A 16,072-nucleotide genomic window follows, 5' to 3' on the forward strand; every position below is an offset into this window, starting at 1 on the left:
CCTTTGCGGATACCAGGCTGACTCAGAACAGTCGGCGGCAGCGGATAGTACCCTTAATCTGTTTCAGTTTTTCCAGGGCAACTTCTGAGGTATCAGCATTCACATCGATAACCACATAACCCACTTTCTCATTGGTCTGCAGGTACTGGCCGGCGATGTTGATGTTGTTTTCAGAGAATATGCTGTTGATTGAGCTCATCACCCCAGGGATGTTCTCATGAACATGCAGCAGGCGGTGAACATCCGGATGCTCTGGCAGGGCCACTTCAGGGAAGTTGACGGAGCTGATAGAGGAGCCATTATCGCTGTACTTGATCAGCTTCTCTGATACTTCATAACCAATATTTTCCTGTGCTTCCAGCGTTGATCCGCCAACATGCGGGGTCAGGATAACATTGTCGAACTCGCGCAGTGGCGAGATAAACTCATCATCATTGCTGCGTGGTTCAACCGGGAACACATCAATGGCCGCTCCCAGCAGACGTTTTTCAGCCAGTGCTTTGCACAGATCATCGATGACGACGACAGTACCACGGGCGGCGTTGATAAAGATCGAGTCCTGTTTCATCTCTGCAAACTGTGCCGCCCCCATCATATCTTTAGTTGAGGCAGTCTCAGGAACATGCAGTGTGACGATATCGCAGGTGTTCAGCAGCTCTTTCAGTGACCCCAGCTGGGTCGCGTTCCCCAGAGGCAGCTTGGTGACGATATCGTAGAAGAAGACATGCATCCCCAGGGATTCGGCAATAACACTCAGCTGTGAACCGATGCTGCCGTAACCCACGATACCCAGTTTCTTGCCGCGAATTTCATAGGAGCTCTTGGCTGATTTCTGCCATTCGCCGCGATGCGCCTTGGCATTTTTTTCTGCCACGCCCCGTAGCAGCAGAATGGCTTCTGCGATCACCAGTTCAGCTACTGAACGGGTGTTGGAGTAAGGTGCGTTGAAAACGGCAACACCACGCATGGTTGCTGCGCGCAGATCCACCTGATTGGTGCCGATACAGAAACAACCGACGGCGACCAGTTTTTCCGCCGCTTCAAAGACTTCTTCGGTCAGTTGGGTACGGGAGCGAATGCCGATAAAGTGCACATCCTTGACACGCTCAAGCAGCTCATCTTCAGGCAGAGAGCCGGTCAGGTACTCGATATTGGTATAGCCGTGCGCATTCAGGGTATCCAGTGCAGACTGGTGCACGCCCTCCAGCAGCAGAATCTTGATCTTGCTTTTTTCCAGAGAGGTATTTTGGCTCATGGTATGGATCTCTTTTTAATGTGGCGATGTACCTGTGTGTGGCAGGCATCCCCGGATTAGCCGGTAAAAGAAAGGGCGCTATGTTAACACAGTGTAAGGGGAAAAGGGGTGGCCCCGATGGGGGGATTTGGTGGATTTTTATTCACTTAAAGATGAATCCAGATCAATTAATAAAAATAATAAGTGATTTGGATTCATGTTTTAGGCGGTTAACAGCGCTATTCAGCTATAGAAACAGAGGTAAGCTGTTGGTTGGGCAACCTGTAGCTGGAAGGTCTGATTGGCTGCAACCCGGAACTCGGTGCCTGTTGGGAATGCCTGCCATTCATCACTGCCGGGCAGTTTGACAACCAGTTCACCACTGACCACTTTCATCAGTTCGTTTTCAGAGGTGCCAAACTCATAGTCTCCCGCAGCCATAACGCCGGAAGTCACTTTGCCTTCCGCATTTTCAAAGCCGATAGATTTTACCGCACCATCAAAGTATTCGTTTACGGTCAGCATGTTATTACTCCTATAAATGGGAGCGCTATAGTAGATATCTTTGCCTGTTTTGTCACCTGTTTGAGGTGTGGGCAGCGGTGGCGGGGGAGTGCTCCAACAGGTAATCGACAAAGGCTTTGTTTGCCTGGGAAAGGTAGCTCTGTTGTCGCCAGGCGATGCTCAGGTTGAACAGTAGTGGTTCATCAAAGGGGATGCCGATCAGGTCGCGGGCATCATCGATGGCGGGTTTGAGCAGGGCTGAGATGCCAAAACCGTGTCGTACCACGGACTGAATCAATGGGATCAGGTTGGTTTCAAAGGATATTTTCGGCGTAACATGATAACTTTTTGCCAGTTGCTCGGTGACCTGTCGGTGGAAAAAACCCTCCTTAAACAGCACCAGCTCTTCGTCCAGAAACGCTGGGTAGCTGACACTGGTCTGGCTGGCGAAAGGATGGTCAGGACTGACGCACACGAGGGTTTCCACCTGCATCAGATGTACCCTCTCCAACTCATCGGTTTCGCCGTAATCGACAACAATACCTATATCCAGGGAGCCCTGTTCTATCTGGCGGCGGATATGGGTGGTCCCACCTTCGACGACCGATAGCTGCAGTGCGGGAAAGCTGTGGCGAAAGCCCATTAGCAGTTCGGGCAGATAGTAGGAGCCCAGCATGCTGGGAATACCCACTCTCACCTGACCCCGGGTGAGGCCGGTCAGTTCCTGCATCTCCAACTCAGCATCGGCAACCGCCTGAACTATCTTGTCCGCATGCAGCAGCAGTCGTTCACCTTCATCGGTGAGGCTGATGCGGCGTTCATTACGATGGAACAGGGTCAGCCCCAACTCACTCTCCAGCCGTTTGATGGACATGCTGACAGCGGGTTGTGCCAGGTGGAGCTTTTCTGCTGCGCGGGTGAAGTTGGCTTCCCGGGCAACCATCTGGAAGCAACGTAGCGAACGGATATCCATCGGTTTACCTGAATATTGATCTGCGGAAATTCCCTTGATGCTCAGTGAGCGGTGTGACACTTACTATATCATCACAGATATTTATTAATATGATCATTTATATATATTTCTGTGATTTTATGTTGGCTGTTAGGCTTACAGCATCTAACTGGAGTGTGCTGTAATGATTGAATCGGGTAGTAAGCCGTTCTGGCGGGCAACCATCGCCCTGTGTATCGGTTCGTTTATGATTTTTGCCAACGTCTATGTCACGCAGCCTATTCTGCCGGAGTTGCAGCGGGAGTTTGCACTTACTACTCTGGAAGTTAGCTGGTCGTTTACCGTGACCACCCTGATGCTGGGTCTGTCCTTGCTGTTTTATGGGCCTTTGTCGGATGCGGTAGGTCGCCGCCCTCTGATGCTGATCAGTATGGCGGGTGTATGTCTTTGTACATTGCTACTGTCACAAGCGGACAGTTTTTCAACCCTGGTTCTGTTACGTGGATTGCAGGGCTTGTTTCTTGGCGGTTTACCGGCCATTGCGATCGCCTATATGGGCGATGAGTATTCCCGTAAAGCTCTGATGCTGGCGGTAGGCCTTTATATCAGTGGTAACTCGCTCGGTGGTATTTCCGGTCGCTTAATTGGTGGTTTTGTCGGTGAATGGCTGGGTTGGGCTGACCTGTTTCTGGTCATGGGTGTGGGTAGCTGTTTTGGTTTGTTATTGTTCTGGTGGTTATTACCGGCATCCCGGCAGTTTTCACCGCAGCCCCTTAACCTGTCTGCGATGCTGTCCCGTTTATGGGATCACCTGAGTAATCCGCTACTGTTGCTGGTCTATCTGGTGGGTGGACTGAATTTCTTTATCTTTATCAACCAGTACAGCTATATCACCTTCGTGTTGTCGGACGCGCCCTACTATCTGAGTCCGGTATGGATAGGCCTGCTGTTCCTGACCTATCTGACCGGGACCGTTGGTTCAACGCTATCGGGGCGTTTAGCGCAGCAGTATGGACAGCTTAACTGTATGAAAGCGGGCATTCTGATTCTGATCAGTGGCAGCCTGCTGACCCTGAGCAGCGCTTTACCGCTGATTGTTACTGGTTTCTTTATCAATAGTTTCGGTTTCTTTTTCGCCCACTCCAGCGCCAGCAGCTGGGTAAGCCATCAGGCAACCCATGCTCGCGCCAGCGCCTCCTCGCTCTATCTGGTGTTTTATTATCTGGGGGCGAGTAGTGGTGGTTTTTATCTTGATCCATTCTGGCACTGGCTGGGTTGGGAAGGGGTTGTACTGGGGTCGGTCATCGTACTGCTGATCACCCTCAGTCTGACACTGTCATTGAGCTCGCTGAGCGCCAGGGGTATGATCAGAGCCCATTAAGCAAACAACGATTCCAGCTTTAAATGATAGTTGCGGGCGCTCAATCGGTAGGGAGCATGATTATGCAGTATAAACATCAGTATGTAGACGGAACTGACGCTAACCTTCCTGTGGGGAAGGTGGTCTGTGTGGGGAGAAATTATGCCGACCATGCGGCGGAGCTGAATAACCCGGTTCCGACAACGCCGATGCTGTTTATAAAACCTTCAACCGCTATTGTGCCGCTGTCCAGTCCGTTTGAGGTGCCGGTGGATTTTGGCTCGGTCCATTTTGAAACGGAGATGGCTATTCTGATTGGCCAGCCGCTGAAAAATGCGACTCATGCCGAGGTTGACGAGGCGATTGTCGGCGTGGGGATAGCGCTTGATCTGACCCTGCGGGATCTGCAGGGCAAGTTAAAACAGCAGGGACATCCCTGGGAAAAAGCCAAAGGCTTTGATGGTTCCTGTCCGTTATCTGCATTTCTTGAGCCGGTGGCGGATCTGCAGGATCAGCAGATCCGCCTGACGGTCAATGGCCAGGTGCGTCAGAACGGCAATAGCAGCCATATGTTGAATAAAGTGCATCCACTGATCGCGTACATGAGCCACTACTTCACCCTGTTGCCAGGCGATGTGGTGCTGACCGGTACTCCGGCTGGGGTTGGTGCGGTTAATCCCGGTGATAAGTTGTTGCTGGAATTAGGCAGTCAGCTGCGGGTAGAAACTCAGGCTATCTGAGCACAGGGGACGCGACACGATGCTATGGGTAAAGGTGTTTCATATACTGGCAATGACCAGCTGGATGGCGGGTATTTTCTATCTGCCGCGTATTTTTGTGCACTATGTCGAGGGGCGTGCAGCGGGACAGGATGTTGCACGGCTGGAGATTATGGCTGGTAAGCTGTTTGTCTTTATGTCGATTATGGCGCTGTTTACCCTGGGGTTTGGCTTATGGCTCTGGTTGGGCTTCGGGATTTCCGGGGGCTGGTTGCACGCCAAGCTGCTGTTTGTGGCGCTGTTGCTTGGTTATCACTTCTGGTGTTTCAGCTATCTGAAAAAACTGCGGGCCGGAACGCTGGATAACAGTGGACGATATTTCCGTCTGTTCAATGAGTTGCCGCTGCTGATCTTTATACCGATTCTGATCTTTGTGGTGGTGAAGCCTTTTTAACAGGCCAGGCTATTAACAGGCAGGTTATTAACAAGAAAGGTTAAGCGCGTTCGATTTTGCCGCGTAGCCGTTCAAGACGGGCCGCAGCCCGTTCGGTTTCCTGACGCAGACTGTCCACTTCAGAGTAGAAACGTTTCAACTGGGGCTGGCTCGGCAGCAACTGCAACTCCTCTTTAATATACTCTTGCATATTTAGCATCAGGCTGTGACCCGCCTGCCGATAAAACTGCGATTTCCACTTCACTAACCGGGCCAGTTCGTGGGCGGGCAGATCACCTATGATCTGTGCCAGAATCCCCTCCCAGTCAAGCGCTGCATCAATCATCACCTGACTGAACCGGGTGGCCAGGGCGCTATCACCGGAAACCTGAATGGTTTTGCCAAACATCACTTCGCTGTTGTCTGCGGCGCTCAGTAGCTGGAAAAAGTCTGCCGCTGAGCCGCTCAGTGTGACATCGGCATCATCGCGTTCAATCTGGTCTATCTGCAGGCCGGCGGCGCTGGGCTGCAGTGACAGGGAGAGCCTGGGGGCACTGAGCTGAATGGCGATAACTTTGCCATCCAACAGGCTGAGTCGATCAACGGTTGCCGGACTGCTCAGCAGTAACCGGTTAATCGTGCCTTCCGCGAGGGTTAGCAGGGTTGCGCTGATCGATTCGATAGTCATGGTCAGGGCTTGATGCCGGTATGCAGGGCGACGACGCCACCAGTCATATTCTGATATTTGCACTGGGTCAGACCCGCTTCCTCCATCATCCCTTTCAGGGTTTCCTGATCAGGGTGCATACGGATCGATTCTGCCAGATAGCGGTAGCTGTCCTCATCACCCGCAATCAGCTTGCCGATTTTCGGCAGCAAATTGAAAGAGTACAGATCATAGGCCTTGGTCAGCAGAGGGTTTTCGGTTTTGGAAAACTCCAGCACCATCACTTTGCCGCCGGGTTTCAGCACCCGTGCCATCGAGGCGAGGGCTTTCTCTTTAAAGGTCACGTTGCGCAGGCCAAATGCGATGGTGATGCAGTCAAAGGTGTTGTCTGGGAAGGGCAGCGCTTCGGCATTGGCCTGAACAAACTCGACATTGCCGGTAATACCCCGGTCCATCAGCCTGTCGCGGCCAACTTTAAGCATGGAATCGTTGATATCCGCGAGAACCACTTTGCCTTCAGAGCCCACCAGACGGGAGAAACGCATCGTCAGGTCGCCGGTGCCGCCGGCAATATCCAGCACTTTATGGCCACGACGGACACCGCTCTGTTCGATGGTCAGCCGTTTCCAGATGCGATGGATACCGCCGGACATCAGGTCGTTCATGATGTCATATTTGCTGGCAACCGAGTGAAAAACGTCAGCTACTTTCGCCTGTTTTTCATCGACTTTGACCTGTTCGAAGCCGAAATGGGTCTTGTCCTGAGATTGTTTCTGGTCAGTCATAGAAAACCTGTAATCTGCATAGTTCGCGTTGCAGCATTCTACCTTTGCCACAGGCAATTGTCTTTACTCTTCCATCATCAACTGATCTGGATAAATAAAAACCGGGTTCAGTCATCGGGAGGCCGTGCTGCCTAGCCCCGGGCGATCATGTTGCCGTGGCGTGTGGCTCCGGCCTCTTGCAGAGCTTCGAGATAGCGGTTCCAGTAGGTATCATGATGCTGACACAGGTCGTAGAGGTATTCCCAGGTGTACAGGCCGCTGTCGTGGCCATCATCAAAGATAATCTTGAGTGCATAGTTGCCGGCGGGTTCCAGCCCTTTGATTCCCACCAGTTGTTTACCCGTCTGCAGCACGCCGTTGCCGATACCGTGACCGCGTACCTCGGCTGAAGGCGAGTGAACCCGCAGGTATTCGGCGGTCAGTTCAAAGTGCTGCTGGTCGCTGTATTCCAGTTCAAGGGTTCTGGATTTTGCATGCAGTTTGATATCTTTCGGTAGTGGTGCTGCCATGACAGACTCCGGTGGCGGAGCTTTATAGCTCCGCCTGACAGGGGTTAACGGGTTGGCCCTATTGTGTCAGGCCTACAGAATATAGTGGCTCAGGTCTTCATCCTGGCTCAGCTCTGCCAGATACTTATCCACATATGCACGATCGACATTGATGGTCTGGCCTGAGTTGTCGGCGGCGGTAAAGGAGACCTCTTCCAACAGCCGTTCCATCATTGTATGCAGGCGACGGGCACCGATGTTTTCGGTTTTCTCGTTGACCTGATACGCCAGCTCAGCGATCCGGTCGATACCATCCTGAGTATACTCAACGGTGACGCCCTCCGTCGCCAGCAGGGCGCGGTATTGTTCCGTCAGTGAGGCATTCGGTTCGGTCAGAATGCGACGGAAATCATCCGGTGTCAGAGCCTTCAGCTCAACCCGGATCGGCAGACGCCCCTGCAGTTCGGGAATCAGATCGGATGGTTTGGACAGATGAAACGCGCCGGAGGCGATAAACAGAATGTGGTCCGTTTTGATCATGCCGTATTTGGTGCTCACGGTACTGCCTTCGATCAGTGGCAGCAGATCGCGCTGAACCCCTTCGCGGGACACATCAGCCCCGGTGCCTTCGCGTTTGCATACTTTGTCGATCTCGTCGAGGAAAACGATGCCGTTCTGCTCCACTGCGTCGATGGCCAGCTGTTTCAGCTCATCATCATTGACCATTTTGGCCGCTTCTTCGTCGATCACCTGTTTCAGCGCATCTTTAACCTTCATCCGCTTACTTTTGGTTTTGTTGTTGCCCAGGTTGGAGAACATGCTCTGCAACTGGCTGGTCATCTCCTCCATTCCCGGAGGCGCCATGATCTCAACCCCGACCGGCGTCTGGCTCAGATCGATATCGATCTCTTTATCATCCAGCTTGCCTTCACGCAGTTGCTTGCGCAGCAGTTGTCGGGTCGCGCTGTCCTGTTTCGGTTCTGCCGGTTGCTCATCAAAGCTGGTGGGGCGGGCAGGCGGCAACAGAGCATCAAGAATGCGATCTTCAGCGGAATCTTCGGCGCGGAATTTAACTTTATCCATCGCCTGTTCGCGCAACATTTTGATCGCCATATCCATCAGATCGCGAATAATGGTTTCGACATCGCGGCCGACATAGCCTACTTCGGTAAATTTGGTGGCTTCAACCTTGATAAAGGGGGCGTTAGCCAGTTTCGCCAGGCGGCGGGCGATTTCGGTTTTACCGACCCCGGTGGGGCCGATCATCAGAATATTTTTCGGTGAAACTTCGGCGCGCAGTTCAGGCTCCAGCTGCATCCGGCGCCAGCGGTTCCGCAGCGCGATGGCGACTGAGCGTTTGGCGTCGGCCTGACCGACGATGTGTCGGTCAAGTTCAGAAACTATTTCGCGGGGTGTCATATTGGACATCAGTAATTCTCTCTGGCTGTTCTTCAGGCTCAGGCTGCGGTGGACTGCAGCTGTTCTATGGTGAGGTTTGCGTTGGTAAAGACACAGATATCGGCAGCGATCTGCAGACTCTTTTCAACAATATCCCGGGCGGACAGGTCACTGTTAGCGACCAGTGCGCGGGCTGCAGCCAGGGCGTAGTTGCCACCGGAGCCGATGGCGATCACGCCGTCTTCCGGCTCAATAATGTCGCCGCTGCCGGAGATAAGGTAGGTTTTATCTTTATTGGCAACCAGCATCAGAGCTTCCAGTTTTCGCAGCACCCGGTCACCACGCCACTCCCGAGCCAGGCTGACCACGGCATTAAAAATATTGCCCTGATGTTTCTCCAGTTGCTGCTCAAACAGGTCCAGCAGGGTGATGGCGTCTGCAGTGCTGCCAGCGAAGCCGGTGATAACATCGTGCTTTGGCAGGCGACGGACTTTGCGGGCGGTACCTTTCATTACGGTGTTGCCAAGCGAAACCTGGCCGTCACCGCCGACAACGACCTGGTCGTTGCGGCGTACTGAAACAATTGTGGTCATGGGTGCGTTTTCCCGAATAGATATACTCAGTTTTCAATGAGTATAGATATGGGAGCGCAGGACGTTATTTCAAGGTTATGAATATCCGATGACCGATCGATTAGTCGATTTGTCGGACTAATGGCTGAATACTCATCCTGACCAGGCGGTCTTCTGCTTTATTCAGCAGCGAGCGGTTTTCGAACGGGCCGGACAGTACCTGATACCAGATGCTGCCGTTGCTATTGGTTACCCGGTGCGTTTTGACATTGGGCAGCCCTTCAAGAATAAGACGTGCCCGCAGTTGTTCTGCATCACTCTGATTTTTGAAAGAGCCAGCCTGAATCACATAGGTGTGTGCCGATTTTGCGTCTTTCGGAGTCGATTTGTAGGGCTCAACATTGGCGGTATCGACTTCGCTTTCTGGCAGAATCTGATAGAAGTCAAACCGTTCAGATTGCTCCTCAACCGGTATCGCCGGTTTGGCGGCGGCTTTGCTTTCCGGTTGTGTTGTTTTGGGGTCTGCGGGTTTTGCTTTTGGTGCGGCTTTAGCCACCGGTTTGCTAACCTTGTCAGCCGCTTTGGCTACTGGCTTTGTCGTGGCTGGCTGTGAGGTGTTGCCGGTAGCGCTGTTATCGGGCTTCACGGTTGTCAGTTGCCAGAGCGCGAAGCCAAAGCCGGCCAGCACAACCAGACTGATAACAGAGCGTACCAGTGGAAAGGGCTTTTTGACCGGCGCGCTTTTGGTTTTTGCATGACTTCGCGTTGCCCGGCTGGCGGCCGTTCCACTGTTGCGTTTCTTTGCGTAATCTTTGCGCGCCATCAGTTTCGCCTTCTTACATAAGGTCCGGAGCGTTGACACCCAGCAGGTCCAGGCCGTTTGCCAGCACCTGTCTGACGGCAACCGCCAGGGTTAACCGGGCGTTGCGCAGGTCAGTATCGTCGACCAGGGTTTTTTCTGAGTTGTAATAGGTGTGGAAATCGCTGGCCAGCTCATAGAGGTAGGTGGCGATCAGATGAGGCTCGCGGACATCAGCGGCGCGTTTCACCACTTCCGGGTAACGTCCCAGCTTAATCGTCAGGTGTTTCTCCGATTCAAGGGTTAGCCGGTCAAGGGCGTTCTGACCGGTTTGCTCATCCCACTGCTGGTTGTTTTCAGCCAGTTTGCGGAAGATTGAGCAGACCCGTGCATGGGCATACTGAATGTAGTAGACCGGATTATCTGCAGACTCTGAGCGCGCCAGATCGATATCAAAATTCAGATGACTGTCTGATTTACGGGCTGCCAGGAAGTAGCGGGTGGCATCACGGCCTACCTCGTCGATCAGGTCTCGCAGGGTCAGATAACTGCCCGCGCGCTTGGAAATTTTGACCTCTTCACCACCGCGCATCACGGTGGCCATCTGGTGCAGTACATAATCTGGCCAGCCCTTAGGGATCCCTGCATTGAGTGCCTGCAGACCCGCGCGAACACGGGTGATGGTGCTGTGGTGATCAGCGCCCTGTTCGTTAATGACTGTGTCAAAGCCACGCTGCCACTTATTCATATGGTAGGCAACATCAGGTACAAAGTAGGTATAACCGCCATCGGTTTTGCGCATCACCCGATCTTTATCATCACCAAAGTCGGTGGTGCGCAGCCACAGCGCGCCACCATCCTCGTAGGTGTAGCCATTGTTAATCAGGGTTTGTACAGTTTCCTCAACCTTACCTTCGCTATAGAGAGAGGACTCAAGGAAATAGACATCGAAGTCGACGCCGAACGCTTTCAGGTCCAGGTCCTGTTCATGGCGCAGATAGGCTACTGCAAAATGGCGAATCGCTTCCAGATCATCGGCATTCTGAGTGCCGGTAAAACTCTGATCTTCAGAGCTGACCGTATCACCGCGCATAAAGCTTTCCGCCAGCTCAGTAATATAAGCACCGCGGTAGCCATCCTCGGGCCAGCCTGGGTCTTCAGGGGTTAGTCCTTTGCAGCGTGCCTGAACAGAGAGCGCCAGATTGTTGATCTGGGCACCGGCATCGTTGTAATAAAATTCGCGGGTGACTTCCCAGCCGGTTGCTTCCATCAGGCGGCTGAGGCAATCGCCAACTGCCGCGCCACGGCCATGACCGATATGCAGAGGACCCGTTGGATTGGCGGAGACAAACTCAATCTGCACCTTTTTGCCGGCGCCATCATTGTTGCGGCCGTAATCACTTTTCTGCTGCAGGATGGTTTTGATCAGGTTGCCGGTTGAGGCATCGCTGACAAAGAAGTTGATAAAACCGGGGCCGGCGATCTCGGTTTTTTCGACATTATCAGAACCGGGCAGAGCTGCGCAGATCTTTTGAGACAGCTCCCTGGGGTTGCATTTGGCCGCCTTGGCAAGGGTCAGAGCGATGTTGGAAGCAAAGTCTCCATGAGACTTGTCGCGGGTGTTCTCTACCATGATGTTGGGCTGAGTGTCTGCAGGCAAGGTGCCATTTTCAATCAGCGTGGTCAGGGCAGTATTAATCAGATCCGCAATGTGTTGTTTCATGCTCAAAAGATACCGGGTTGAATTCAGGGGCCAGATTCAGCGACGCAGGTTTTTCGCCTTATGAAGAGTAAGGAGAGTATCAAAACTAAGGCGGTTGCGCGTTGTCTGTAAAAAAGACCGCGTATTATCCCTTTTCGACCGCCCTTTGTTAACCCCTGATGGGGTTATTTGTGGCTAAAACATATCCACCGGATCGACATCCACGGACCAGCGGACTTTGCGGGCATCCGGGTCACCTTCTGCTTCTCTGATTATGTTGTGTAGCTGTTGGTGCAGGTTTTTGCGATCGCGGCACTGTAACACCAACTGGGCGCGAAACAGTCCGGCGCGCTTTTCCATTGGCGAAGGCAAAGGGCCCAGCCACTGAACCCCCTGGGGTTGGAGAATGTCCGATTCCAGTCGATTTCTGAGTGTGCCGAGGAAGCGTTCAGCCGCTCCCGGATGGCTGGCTTCAGCCCGGAGCATGGCGCAATGTATTGAGGGTGGCAGGTGGGCTGCGATACGCTGCCCGAGCTCCTGTTCGGCAAACGCCTGGTAGCCTTCGGTGACCAGGCTGGTAATGGTCGGATGGTCTGCATGGTGGGTCTGCATCACTACTTTCCCCGGATGATCGGCTCTGCCTGCTCTCCCCGCAACCTGTAGTATCAGCTGAGCGGTGCGCTCCATCCCCCTGAAATCGGCGCTGAACAGGCCGCTATCGGCATTCAGAATGGCCACCAGGGTTACTTTAGGAAAGTGATGCCCCTTTGCCAGCATCTGGGTGCCGATCAGAATGCAGGGCAGGCCCTGATGTACCCGGTCCATAATCTGCTGCATGGCGTTTTTGCGTTGTGTCGTGTCACGGTCAACCCGGATCACAGGGATACTGGGGAAGAGTTTTTGCAGTGCTTCCTCGGTGCGCTCAGTGCCAGCGCCGACGGGTTTCAGTTCGGTGCTGCCACAGCTGTCGCATTTGATCGGCACGGGACGCTGGCTATCGCAGTGGTGGCAGTGCAGATGGAACGGTTTTCTGTGCAGGGTCATATGCGCATCACAGCGCTTGCAGTCCGCCAGCCAGCCGCAGTCGTGGCACATCAGGGTGGGCGCGAAACCGCGACGGTTAAGGAAGATCAGCACCTGAGTGCCCTGCTGCAGGTGGTGTTTGATCTGCGCAACCAGCGGTGCCGATAACCCATCCTGCAGCGGCTGCTGACGGATATCCAGCAGTTCAAACTCAGGTGCGCGTGCGTTACCGGCGCGCTGATTCAGCTTTAGCCAGTGATAGCGCCCCTGTTGCGCGTTATAAAGGCTCTCTATCGCGGGAGTCGCTGTACCCAGTACAACCGGAATCTGTTCAAAATTAGCGCGCATAACAGCCAGATCCCGGGCGTTATAGCGAAACCCGTCCTGTTGTTTGAACGAGGTGTCGTGCTCTTCGTCGATAAAGATCACCCCGGGATTTTTAAGGGGGGTGAAGATGGCCGAGCGGGTGCCAATAATAATGCGGGCCGTGCCTTCGCGGGCCTGAAGCCAGGTATCGAGTCGCTGTCGATCAGTCAGGTTTGAGTGCAATACCACCACCGGCAGATTAAAGCGAGCTTTGAAGCGGGCTACGGTCTGCGGTGTCAGGCCTATCTCGGGTACCAGAATTAGCGCCTGTTTGCCCTGGCGGATAAAATGTTCTATCGCCTGCAGGTAAACTTCTGTTTTGCCTGAACCTGTCACCCCCTGTAACAGAAAGGATTTAAAGCCTGGGGTCGCGGTGATGGCGTTAACCGCCAGCTGTTGTTCTGTGTTTAGTGTTAGTGGTGCTTCATGAAGTGGCTGATCGTTATGCTGATGATGGTCTGTGTTGTGAATAAAAGACTCGGCCAGGCCTTTGTCGGCCAGTTTTTTCAGTAGTGGGGTTTGCCCGCCTTCAGCCCGTATGGCATCTTCGCTGATGCCGTTGGGATGCTCCAGTAGCAGGAGTAACAGCTCCCGTTGTCGTGCCGCAGTTTTACCCAGTTGGGCGATATCTGCGTCTGGTGTTGATCGCCACAGATGCTGGTGGGCATATTCACAGGGGTCTCCTTTGCGTAGCAGCACCGGCAGAGCCTGGCTCAGGGCATCGCCCAGCGGGTGTTGATAGTAGTTAGCCGCCCAGCGTGCCAGTTTCAGTATCGATTCTGGCATCGGCGGGGTTGTATCGAGCACGGCAATCGCGGGCTTGAGCTTATCCGGGGGAACTTCGCTGTGTTGCGTCACATTGATCAGAATCCCGGTGACTTCCCGCCGTCCGAACGGCACTTTGACCCGCACACCGGGGCTGAGCTGCTCAGGTGAGCATTCTCTTGGTGGCCGATAATCAAATAGTCGGCGCAGAGGGGAAGGGATGGCTAACTGCAGATAAGACATTAAAGGGACGATCCACATCAGGAACAGATGCGACAGTGTATGTCTTTTTGTTTTCGCTGTTAACCTGTGGTTGTTTTAGTCCTGGAAATGCTTGCTGGGGGTGAAAACTGTGCGTATAATGCCCGGCCTTAATCCTATAGGCTTAACTGCCTGCATGCGGTGCCCGGCAAGAGATCGGGTGGCGGCATACAAAACAACTGAGGTTTCAGATGAAAAAAGATATCCATCCAGAATACTCCGAGATCAGCGCAAGCTGTTCTTGTGGCAACGTTGTTAAGACACGTTCAACTGTTTGTAAAGACATCCACATCGATGTTTGCAGCCAGTGCCACCCGTTCTATACCGGCAAGCAGAAAGATGCGACTACCGGTGGTCGTGTTGATCGCTTCAACAAGCGTTTCGGCGGACGTGGTCTTAAGAAGTAAACGATTCCGTATTGTGAAAAAAGGCACCCTTTGGGGTGCCTTTTTTGTTTCTGGTCAATTCAGACTGATTTATATAAAACTTTAGCATAACTGGTTAGATCCTCTGATTTTGCAGAACAATTCTTTTGTAAATTCTGCTTACTCCCTCAAAAGTAGTAGAAAATACACTAAATATCGTGAAAATTTCAGAGATATGGGCTGTTTTTGCGGTTGAGCGCGAAGGATCTTTTCTATATGATTCCAGCTCCGAATTTTTATAACTAATTGGAACCGCGACCATGTCTGAAGATATGAAACAAGCTGCACTCGATTATCACGAGTTTCCTCGCCCGGGTAAGATCAGTGTTGAGCTGACTACTTCTGCTGAGTCTGCCCGCGATCTGGCGCTGGCTTACAGCCCGGGTGTTGCTGAGCCTGTACGTGCTATTGCAGAAAATCCTGATAACGCTTATCGCTATACTGCCAAAGGTAATCTGGTAGCTGTTATCACTAACGGTACTGCGATTCTGGGTCTTGGTGATCTGGGGCCTTTGGCGTCCAAGCCTGTTATGGAAGGTAAGTCGCTGCTGTTTAAGCGGTTCGCCGGAATCGATTCTGTTGATATCGAAGTTGACTCTGAAAGCCCTCAGGCTCTGATCGACACCATTGCCCGTATCGCAGATACCTTTGGTGGTATCAACCTGGAAGATATCAAGGCGCCGGAGTGTTTCGAAGTAGAGCGCGCTCTGATTGAACGTTGCAATATCCCGGTATTCCATGATGATCAGCACGGCACCGCGATCGTAACGGCTGCGGGTATGATCAACGCTCTGGAGATCGCCGGTAAGACACTTGAAGATGCACAGATTGTTTGTCTTGGTGCAGGTGCTGCGGCGCATGCTTGCATGAAGCTGTTGGTGAATATGGGTGCCAAGGTCGAGAATATCTTTATGATTGACCGTACCGGTGTTATCCACTCTGGTCGTGAAAACCTGACCCCGGAGAAAGCGGCATTCGCTTCAGAGACCGATAAGCGCACGCTGGATGATGCAATCGATGGCGCTGATGTGTTTGTTGGTCTGTCTGGTCCCAACCTGCTGAGTGCTGAGCAATTGGCGAAGATGGCGCCAACACCGGTTGTCTTTGCCTGTGCTAACCCTGATCCGGAAATCAAGCCTGAGCTGGCTCACTCTGTTCGTGATGATGTCATCATGGCGACCGGTCGTTCAGATTACCCTAACCAGGTCAATAACGTACTGGGTTTCCCTTTCATCTTCCGTGGCGCACTGGATGTCCGCGCTTCTGCTATCAATGAAGAGATGAAAGCTGCCGCTGTAAGAGCTCTGGCGGATCTGGCTAAAGAACCCGTTCCTCAGGACGTTCTGGATGCATACGAGCTGGGTTCTCTGGAGTTCGGTCCTCAGTATATTATTCCTAAGCCAACTGACTCTCGCCTGCTGGGTGTTGTGTCTCAGGCGGTCGCTCAGGCGGCTATCGATTCAGGTGTGGCCCGTTTGCCTCTGCCTGCTCATTACCCGCTGACAACCGTTGCGGCTTTGCTGAACCGGTAAGTTGATACGGTAATTAAAAAAACCCGGCATGCCGGGTTTTTTTGTGCCTGAAGACTGGTTTTTGGTTCGGATAAAGGAAGAGCTGTT

The 16,072-nt window shown here is 52.9% G+C and carries 16 protein-coding genes; 5 read left to right on the top strand and 11 right to left on the bottom strand.

Features of this window, described 5'->3' with window-relative positions; genetic code table 11:
• Window positions 1–22: 22 nt before the first annotated feature.
• The 3 genes from serA to OCU43_RS01485 all read right to left on the bottom strand — a co-directional run bounded on the left by serA (window position 23) and on the right by OCU43_RS01485 (window position 2,711).
• A complete protein-coding gene (gene serA / locus OCU43_RS01475) occupies window positions 23–1,255 on the bottom strand; it encodes a phosphoglycerate dehydrogenase (protein ID WP_091354872.1) in 1,233 nt (410 codons plus the stop codon).
• Window positions 1,256–1,477: 222 nt separating this feature from the next.
• Window positions 1,478–1,759: a pyrimidine/purine nucleoside phosphorylase gene (gene ppnP, locus OCU43_RS01480; RefSeq protein WP_175483444.1), complete on the bottom strand. Its 282-nt coding sequence runs from the start codon at window positions 1,757–1,759 to the stop codon at window positions 1,478–1,480.
• Window positions 1,760–1,811: 52 nt separating this feature from the next.
• The gene (locus OCU43_RS01485; RefSeq protein WP_091354874.1) at window positions 1,812–2,711 is read right to left on the bottom strand and encodes a LysR family transcriptional regulator; all 900 of its coding nucleotides are present in this window, start codon (window positions 2,709–2,711) and stop codon (window positions 1,812–1,814) included.
• 163 nt (window positions 2,712–2,874) lie between these two features.
• On the opposite strand from OCU43_RS01485, the gene OCU43_RS01490 reads away from it, so the two are divergent.
• The 3 genes from OCU43_RS01490 (at window position 2,875) to OCU43_RS01500 (ending at window position 5,223) form a co-directional block, all read left to right on the top strand.
• Entirely contained in the window at window positions 2,875–4,071 is a 1,197-nt protein-coding gene (locus tag OCU43_RS01490; RefSeq protein WP_091354877.1) for an MFS transporter, read from the top strand.
• A 62-nt stretch (window positions 4,072–4,133) separates the two neighbouring features.
• Window positions 4,134–4,790 carry a fumarylacetoacetate hydrolase family protein gene (locus OCU43_RS01495; protein ID WP_091354879.1) on the top strand — a complete coding sequence of 219 codons (657 nt, stop codon included), beginning with the start codon at window positions 4,134–4,136 and terminating at the stop codon, window positions 4,788–4,790.
• Between the two features lie 19 nt (window positions 4,791–4,809).
• On the top strand, window positions 4,810–5,223 hold the full coding sequence (locus OCU43_RS01500; RefSeq protein WP_091354881.1) for a CopD family protein: 414 nt from the start codon (window positions 4,810–4,812) through the stop codon (window positions 5,221–5,223).
• Between the two features lie 40 nt (window positions 5,224–5,263).
• Here OCU43_RS01500 and OCU43_RS01505 read toward each other — a convergent pair whose 3' ends face one another.
• From OCU43_RS01505 to OCU43_RS01540, 8 genes are all read right to left on the bottom strand, one after another.
• On the bottom strand, window positions 5,264–5,953 hold the full coding sequence (locus OCU43_RS01505; protein WP_245756505.1) for a ubiquinone biosynthesis accessory factor UbiJ: 690 nt from the start codon (window positions 5,951–5,953) through the stop codon (window positions 5,264–5,266).
• Window positions 5,893–6,654, bottom strand: coding sequence for a bifunctional demethylmenaquinone methyltransferase/2-methoxy-6-polyprenyl-1,4-benzoquinol methylase UbiE (gene ubiE / locus OCU43_RS01510; protein WP_091354885.1), 762 nt, complete (start codon window positions 6,652–6,654; stop codon window positions 5,893–5,895). Before ubiE ends, OCU43_RS01505 begins: the two co-directional genes overlap by 61 nt.
• 131 nt (window positions 6,655–6,785) lie before the next feature.
• Window positions 6,786–7,163, bottom strand: a complete 378-nt coding sequence (locus OCU43_RS01515) for a gamma-butyrobetaine hydroxylase family protein (protein ID WP_091354888.1) — start codon at window positions 7,161–7,163, stop codon at window positions 6,786–6,788.
• 72 nt (window positions 7,164–7,235) lie between these two features.
• The gene (gene hslU, locus OCU43_RS01520; RefSeq protein ID WP_091354891.1) at window positions 7,236–8,570 is read right to left on the bottom strand and encodes an ATP-dependent protease ATPase subunit HslU; all 1,335 of its coding nucleotides are present in this window, start codon (window positions 8,568–8,570) and stop codon (window positions 7,236–7,238) included.
• A gap of 29 nt (window positions 8,571–8,599) precedes the next feature.
• Window positions 8,600–9,133 carry an ATP-dependent protease subunit HslV gene (hslV, locus tag OCU43_RS01525; RefSeq protein WP_091354894.1) on the bottom strand — a complete coding sequence of 178 codons (534 nt, stop codon included), beginning with the start codon at window positions 9,131–9,133 and terminating at the stop codon, window positions 8,600–8,602.
• A 100-nt stretch (window positions 9,134–9,233) separates the two neighbouring features.
• Window positions 9,234–9,935, bottom strand: coding sequence for an SPOR domain-containing protein (locus OCU43_RS01530; RefSeq protein WP_091354897.1), 702 nt, complete (start codon window positions 9,933–9,935; stop codon window positions 9,234–9,236).
• Window positions 9,936–9,948: 13 nt separating this feature from the next.
• Entirely contained in the window at window positions 9,949–11,634 is a 1,686-nt protein-coding gene (gene argS / locus OCU43_RS01535) for an arginine--tRNA ligase (protein WP_091354900.1), read from the bottom strand.
• A gap of 174 nt (window positions 11,635–11,808) precedes the next feature.
• Window positions 11,809–14,010, bottom strand: coding sequence for a primosomal protein N' (locus OCU43_RS01540; protein WP_091354903.1), 2,202 nt, complete (start codon window positions 14,008–14,010; stop codon window positions 11,809–11,811).
• A 209-nt stretch (window positions 14,011–14,219) separates the two neighbouring features.
• On the opposite strand from OCU43_RS01540, the gene rpmE reads away from it, so the two are divergent.
• Window positions 14,220–14,435, top strand: coding sequence for a 50S ribosomal protein L31 (rpmE, locus tag OCU43_RS01545; protein ID WP_091354906.1), 216 nt, complete (start codon window positions 14,220–14,222; stop codon window positions 14,433–14,435).
• A gap of 278 nt (window positions 14,436–14,713) precedes the next feature.
• Window positions 14,714–15,985: a malic enzyme-like NAD(P)-binding protein gene (locus tag OCU43_RS01550; protein WP_091354910.1), complete on the top strand. Its 1,272-nt coding sequence runs from the start codon at window positions 14,714–14,716 to the stop codon at window positions 15,983–15,985.
• The last annotated feature ends 87 nt before the right edge of the window (window positions 15,986–16,072 follow it).

The organism is Amphritea atlantica (assembly GCF_024347255.1).
Lineage (GTDB): Bacteria > Pseudomonadota > Gammaproteobacteria > Pseudomonadales > Balneatricaceae > Amphritea > Amphritea atlantica.

Bases quoted from the DNA above. Each gene is read 5' to 3' on its own strand.
- serA (WP_091354872.1), bottom strand. From the start codon at position 1,255: ATGAGCCAAAATACCTCTCTGGAAAAAAGCAAGATCAAGATTCTGCTG.
- ppnP (WP_175483444.1), bottom strand. From the start codon at position 1,759: ATGCTGACCGTAAACGAATACTTTGATGGTGCGGTAAAATCTATCGGC.
- OCU43_RS01485 (WP_091354874.1), bottom strand. From the start codon at position 2,711: ATGGATATCCGTTCGCTACGTTGCTTCCAGATGGTTGCCCGGGAAGCC.
- OCU43_RS01490 (WP_091354877.1), top strand. From the start codon at position 2,875: ATGATTGAATCGGGTAGTAAGCCGTTCTGGCGGGCAACCATCGCCCTG.
- OCU43_RS01495 (WP_091354879.1), top strand. From the start codon at position 4,134: ATGCAGTATAAACATCAGTATGTAGACGGAACTGACGCTAACCTTCCT.
- OCU43_RS01500 (WP_091354881.1), top strand. From the start codon at position 4,810: ATGCTATGGGTAAAGGTGTTTCATATACTGGCAATGACCAGCTGGATG.
- ubiE (WP_091354885.1), bottom strand. From the start codon at position 6,654: ATGACTGACCAGAAACAATCTCAGGACAAGACCCATTTCGGCTTCGAA.
- OCU43_RS01515 (WP_091354888.1), bottom strand. From the start codon at position 7,163: ATGGCAGCACCACTACCGAAAGATATCAAACTGCATGCAAAATCCAGA.
- hslU (WP_091354891.1), bottom strand. From the start codon at position 8,570: ATGTCCAATATGACACCCCGCGAAATAGTTTCTGAACTTGACCGACAC.
- hslV (WP_091354894.1), bottom strand. From the start codon at position 9,133: ATGACCACAATTGTTTCAGTACGCCGCAACGACCAGGTCGTTGTCGGC.
- OCU43_RS01530 (WP_091354897.1), bottom strand. From the start codon at position 9,935: ATGGCGCGCAAAGATTACGCAAAGAAACGCAACAGTGGAACGGCCGCC.
- argS (WP_091354900.1), bottom strand. From the start codon at position 11,634: ATGAAACAACACATTGCGGATCTGATTAATACTGCCCTGACCACGCTG.
- OCU43_RS01540 (WP_091354903.1), bottom strand. From the start codon at position 14,010: ATGTCTTATCTGCAGTTAGCCATCCCTTCCCCTCTGCGCCGACTATTT.
- rpmE (WP_091354906.1), top strand. From the start codon at position 14,220: ATGAAAAAAGATATCCATCCAGAATACTCCGAGATCAGCGCAAGCTGT.
- OCU43_RS01550 (WP_091354910.1), top strand. From the start codon at position 14,714: ATGTCTGAAGATATGAAACAAGCTGCACTCGATTATCACGAGTTTCCT.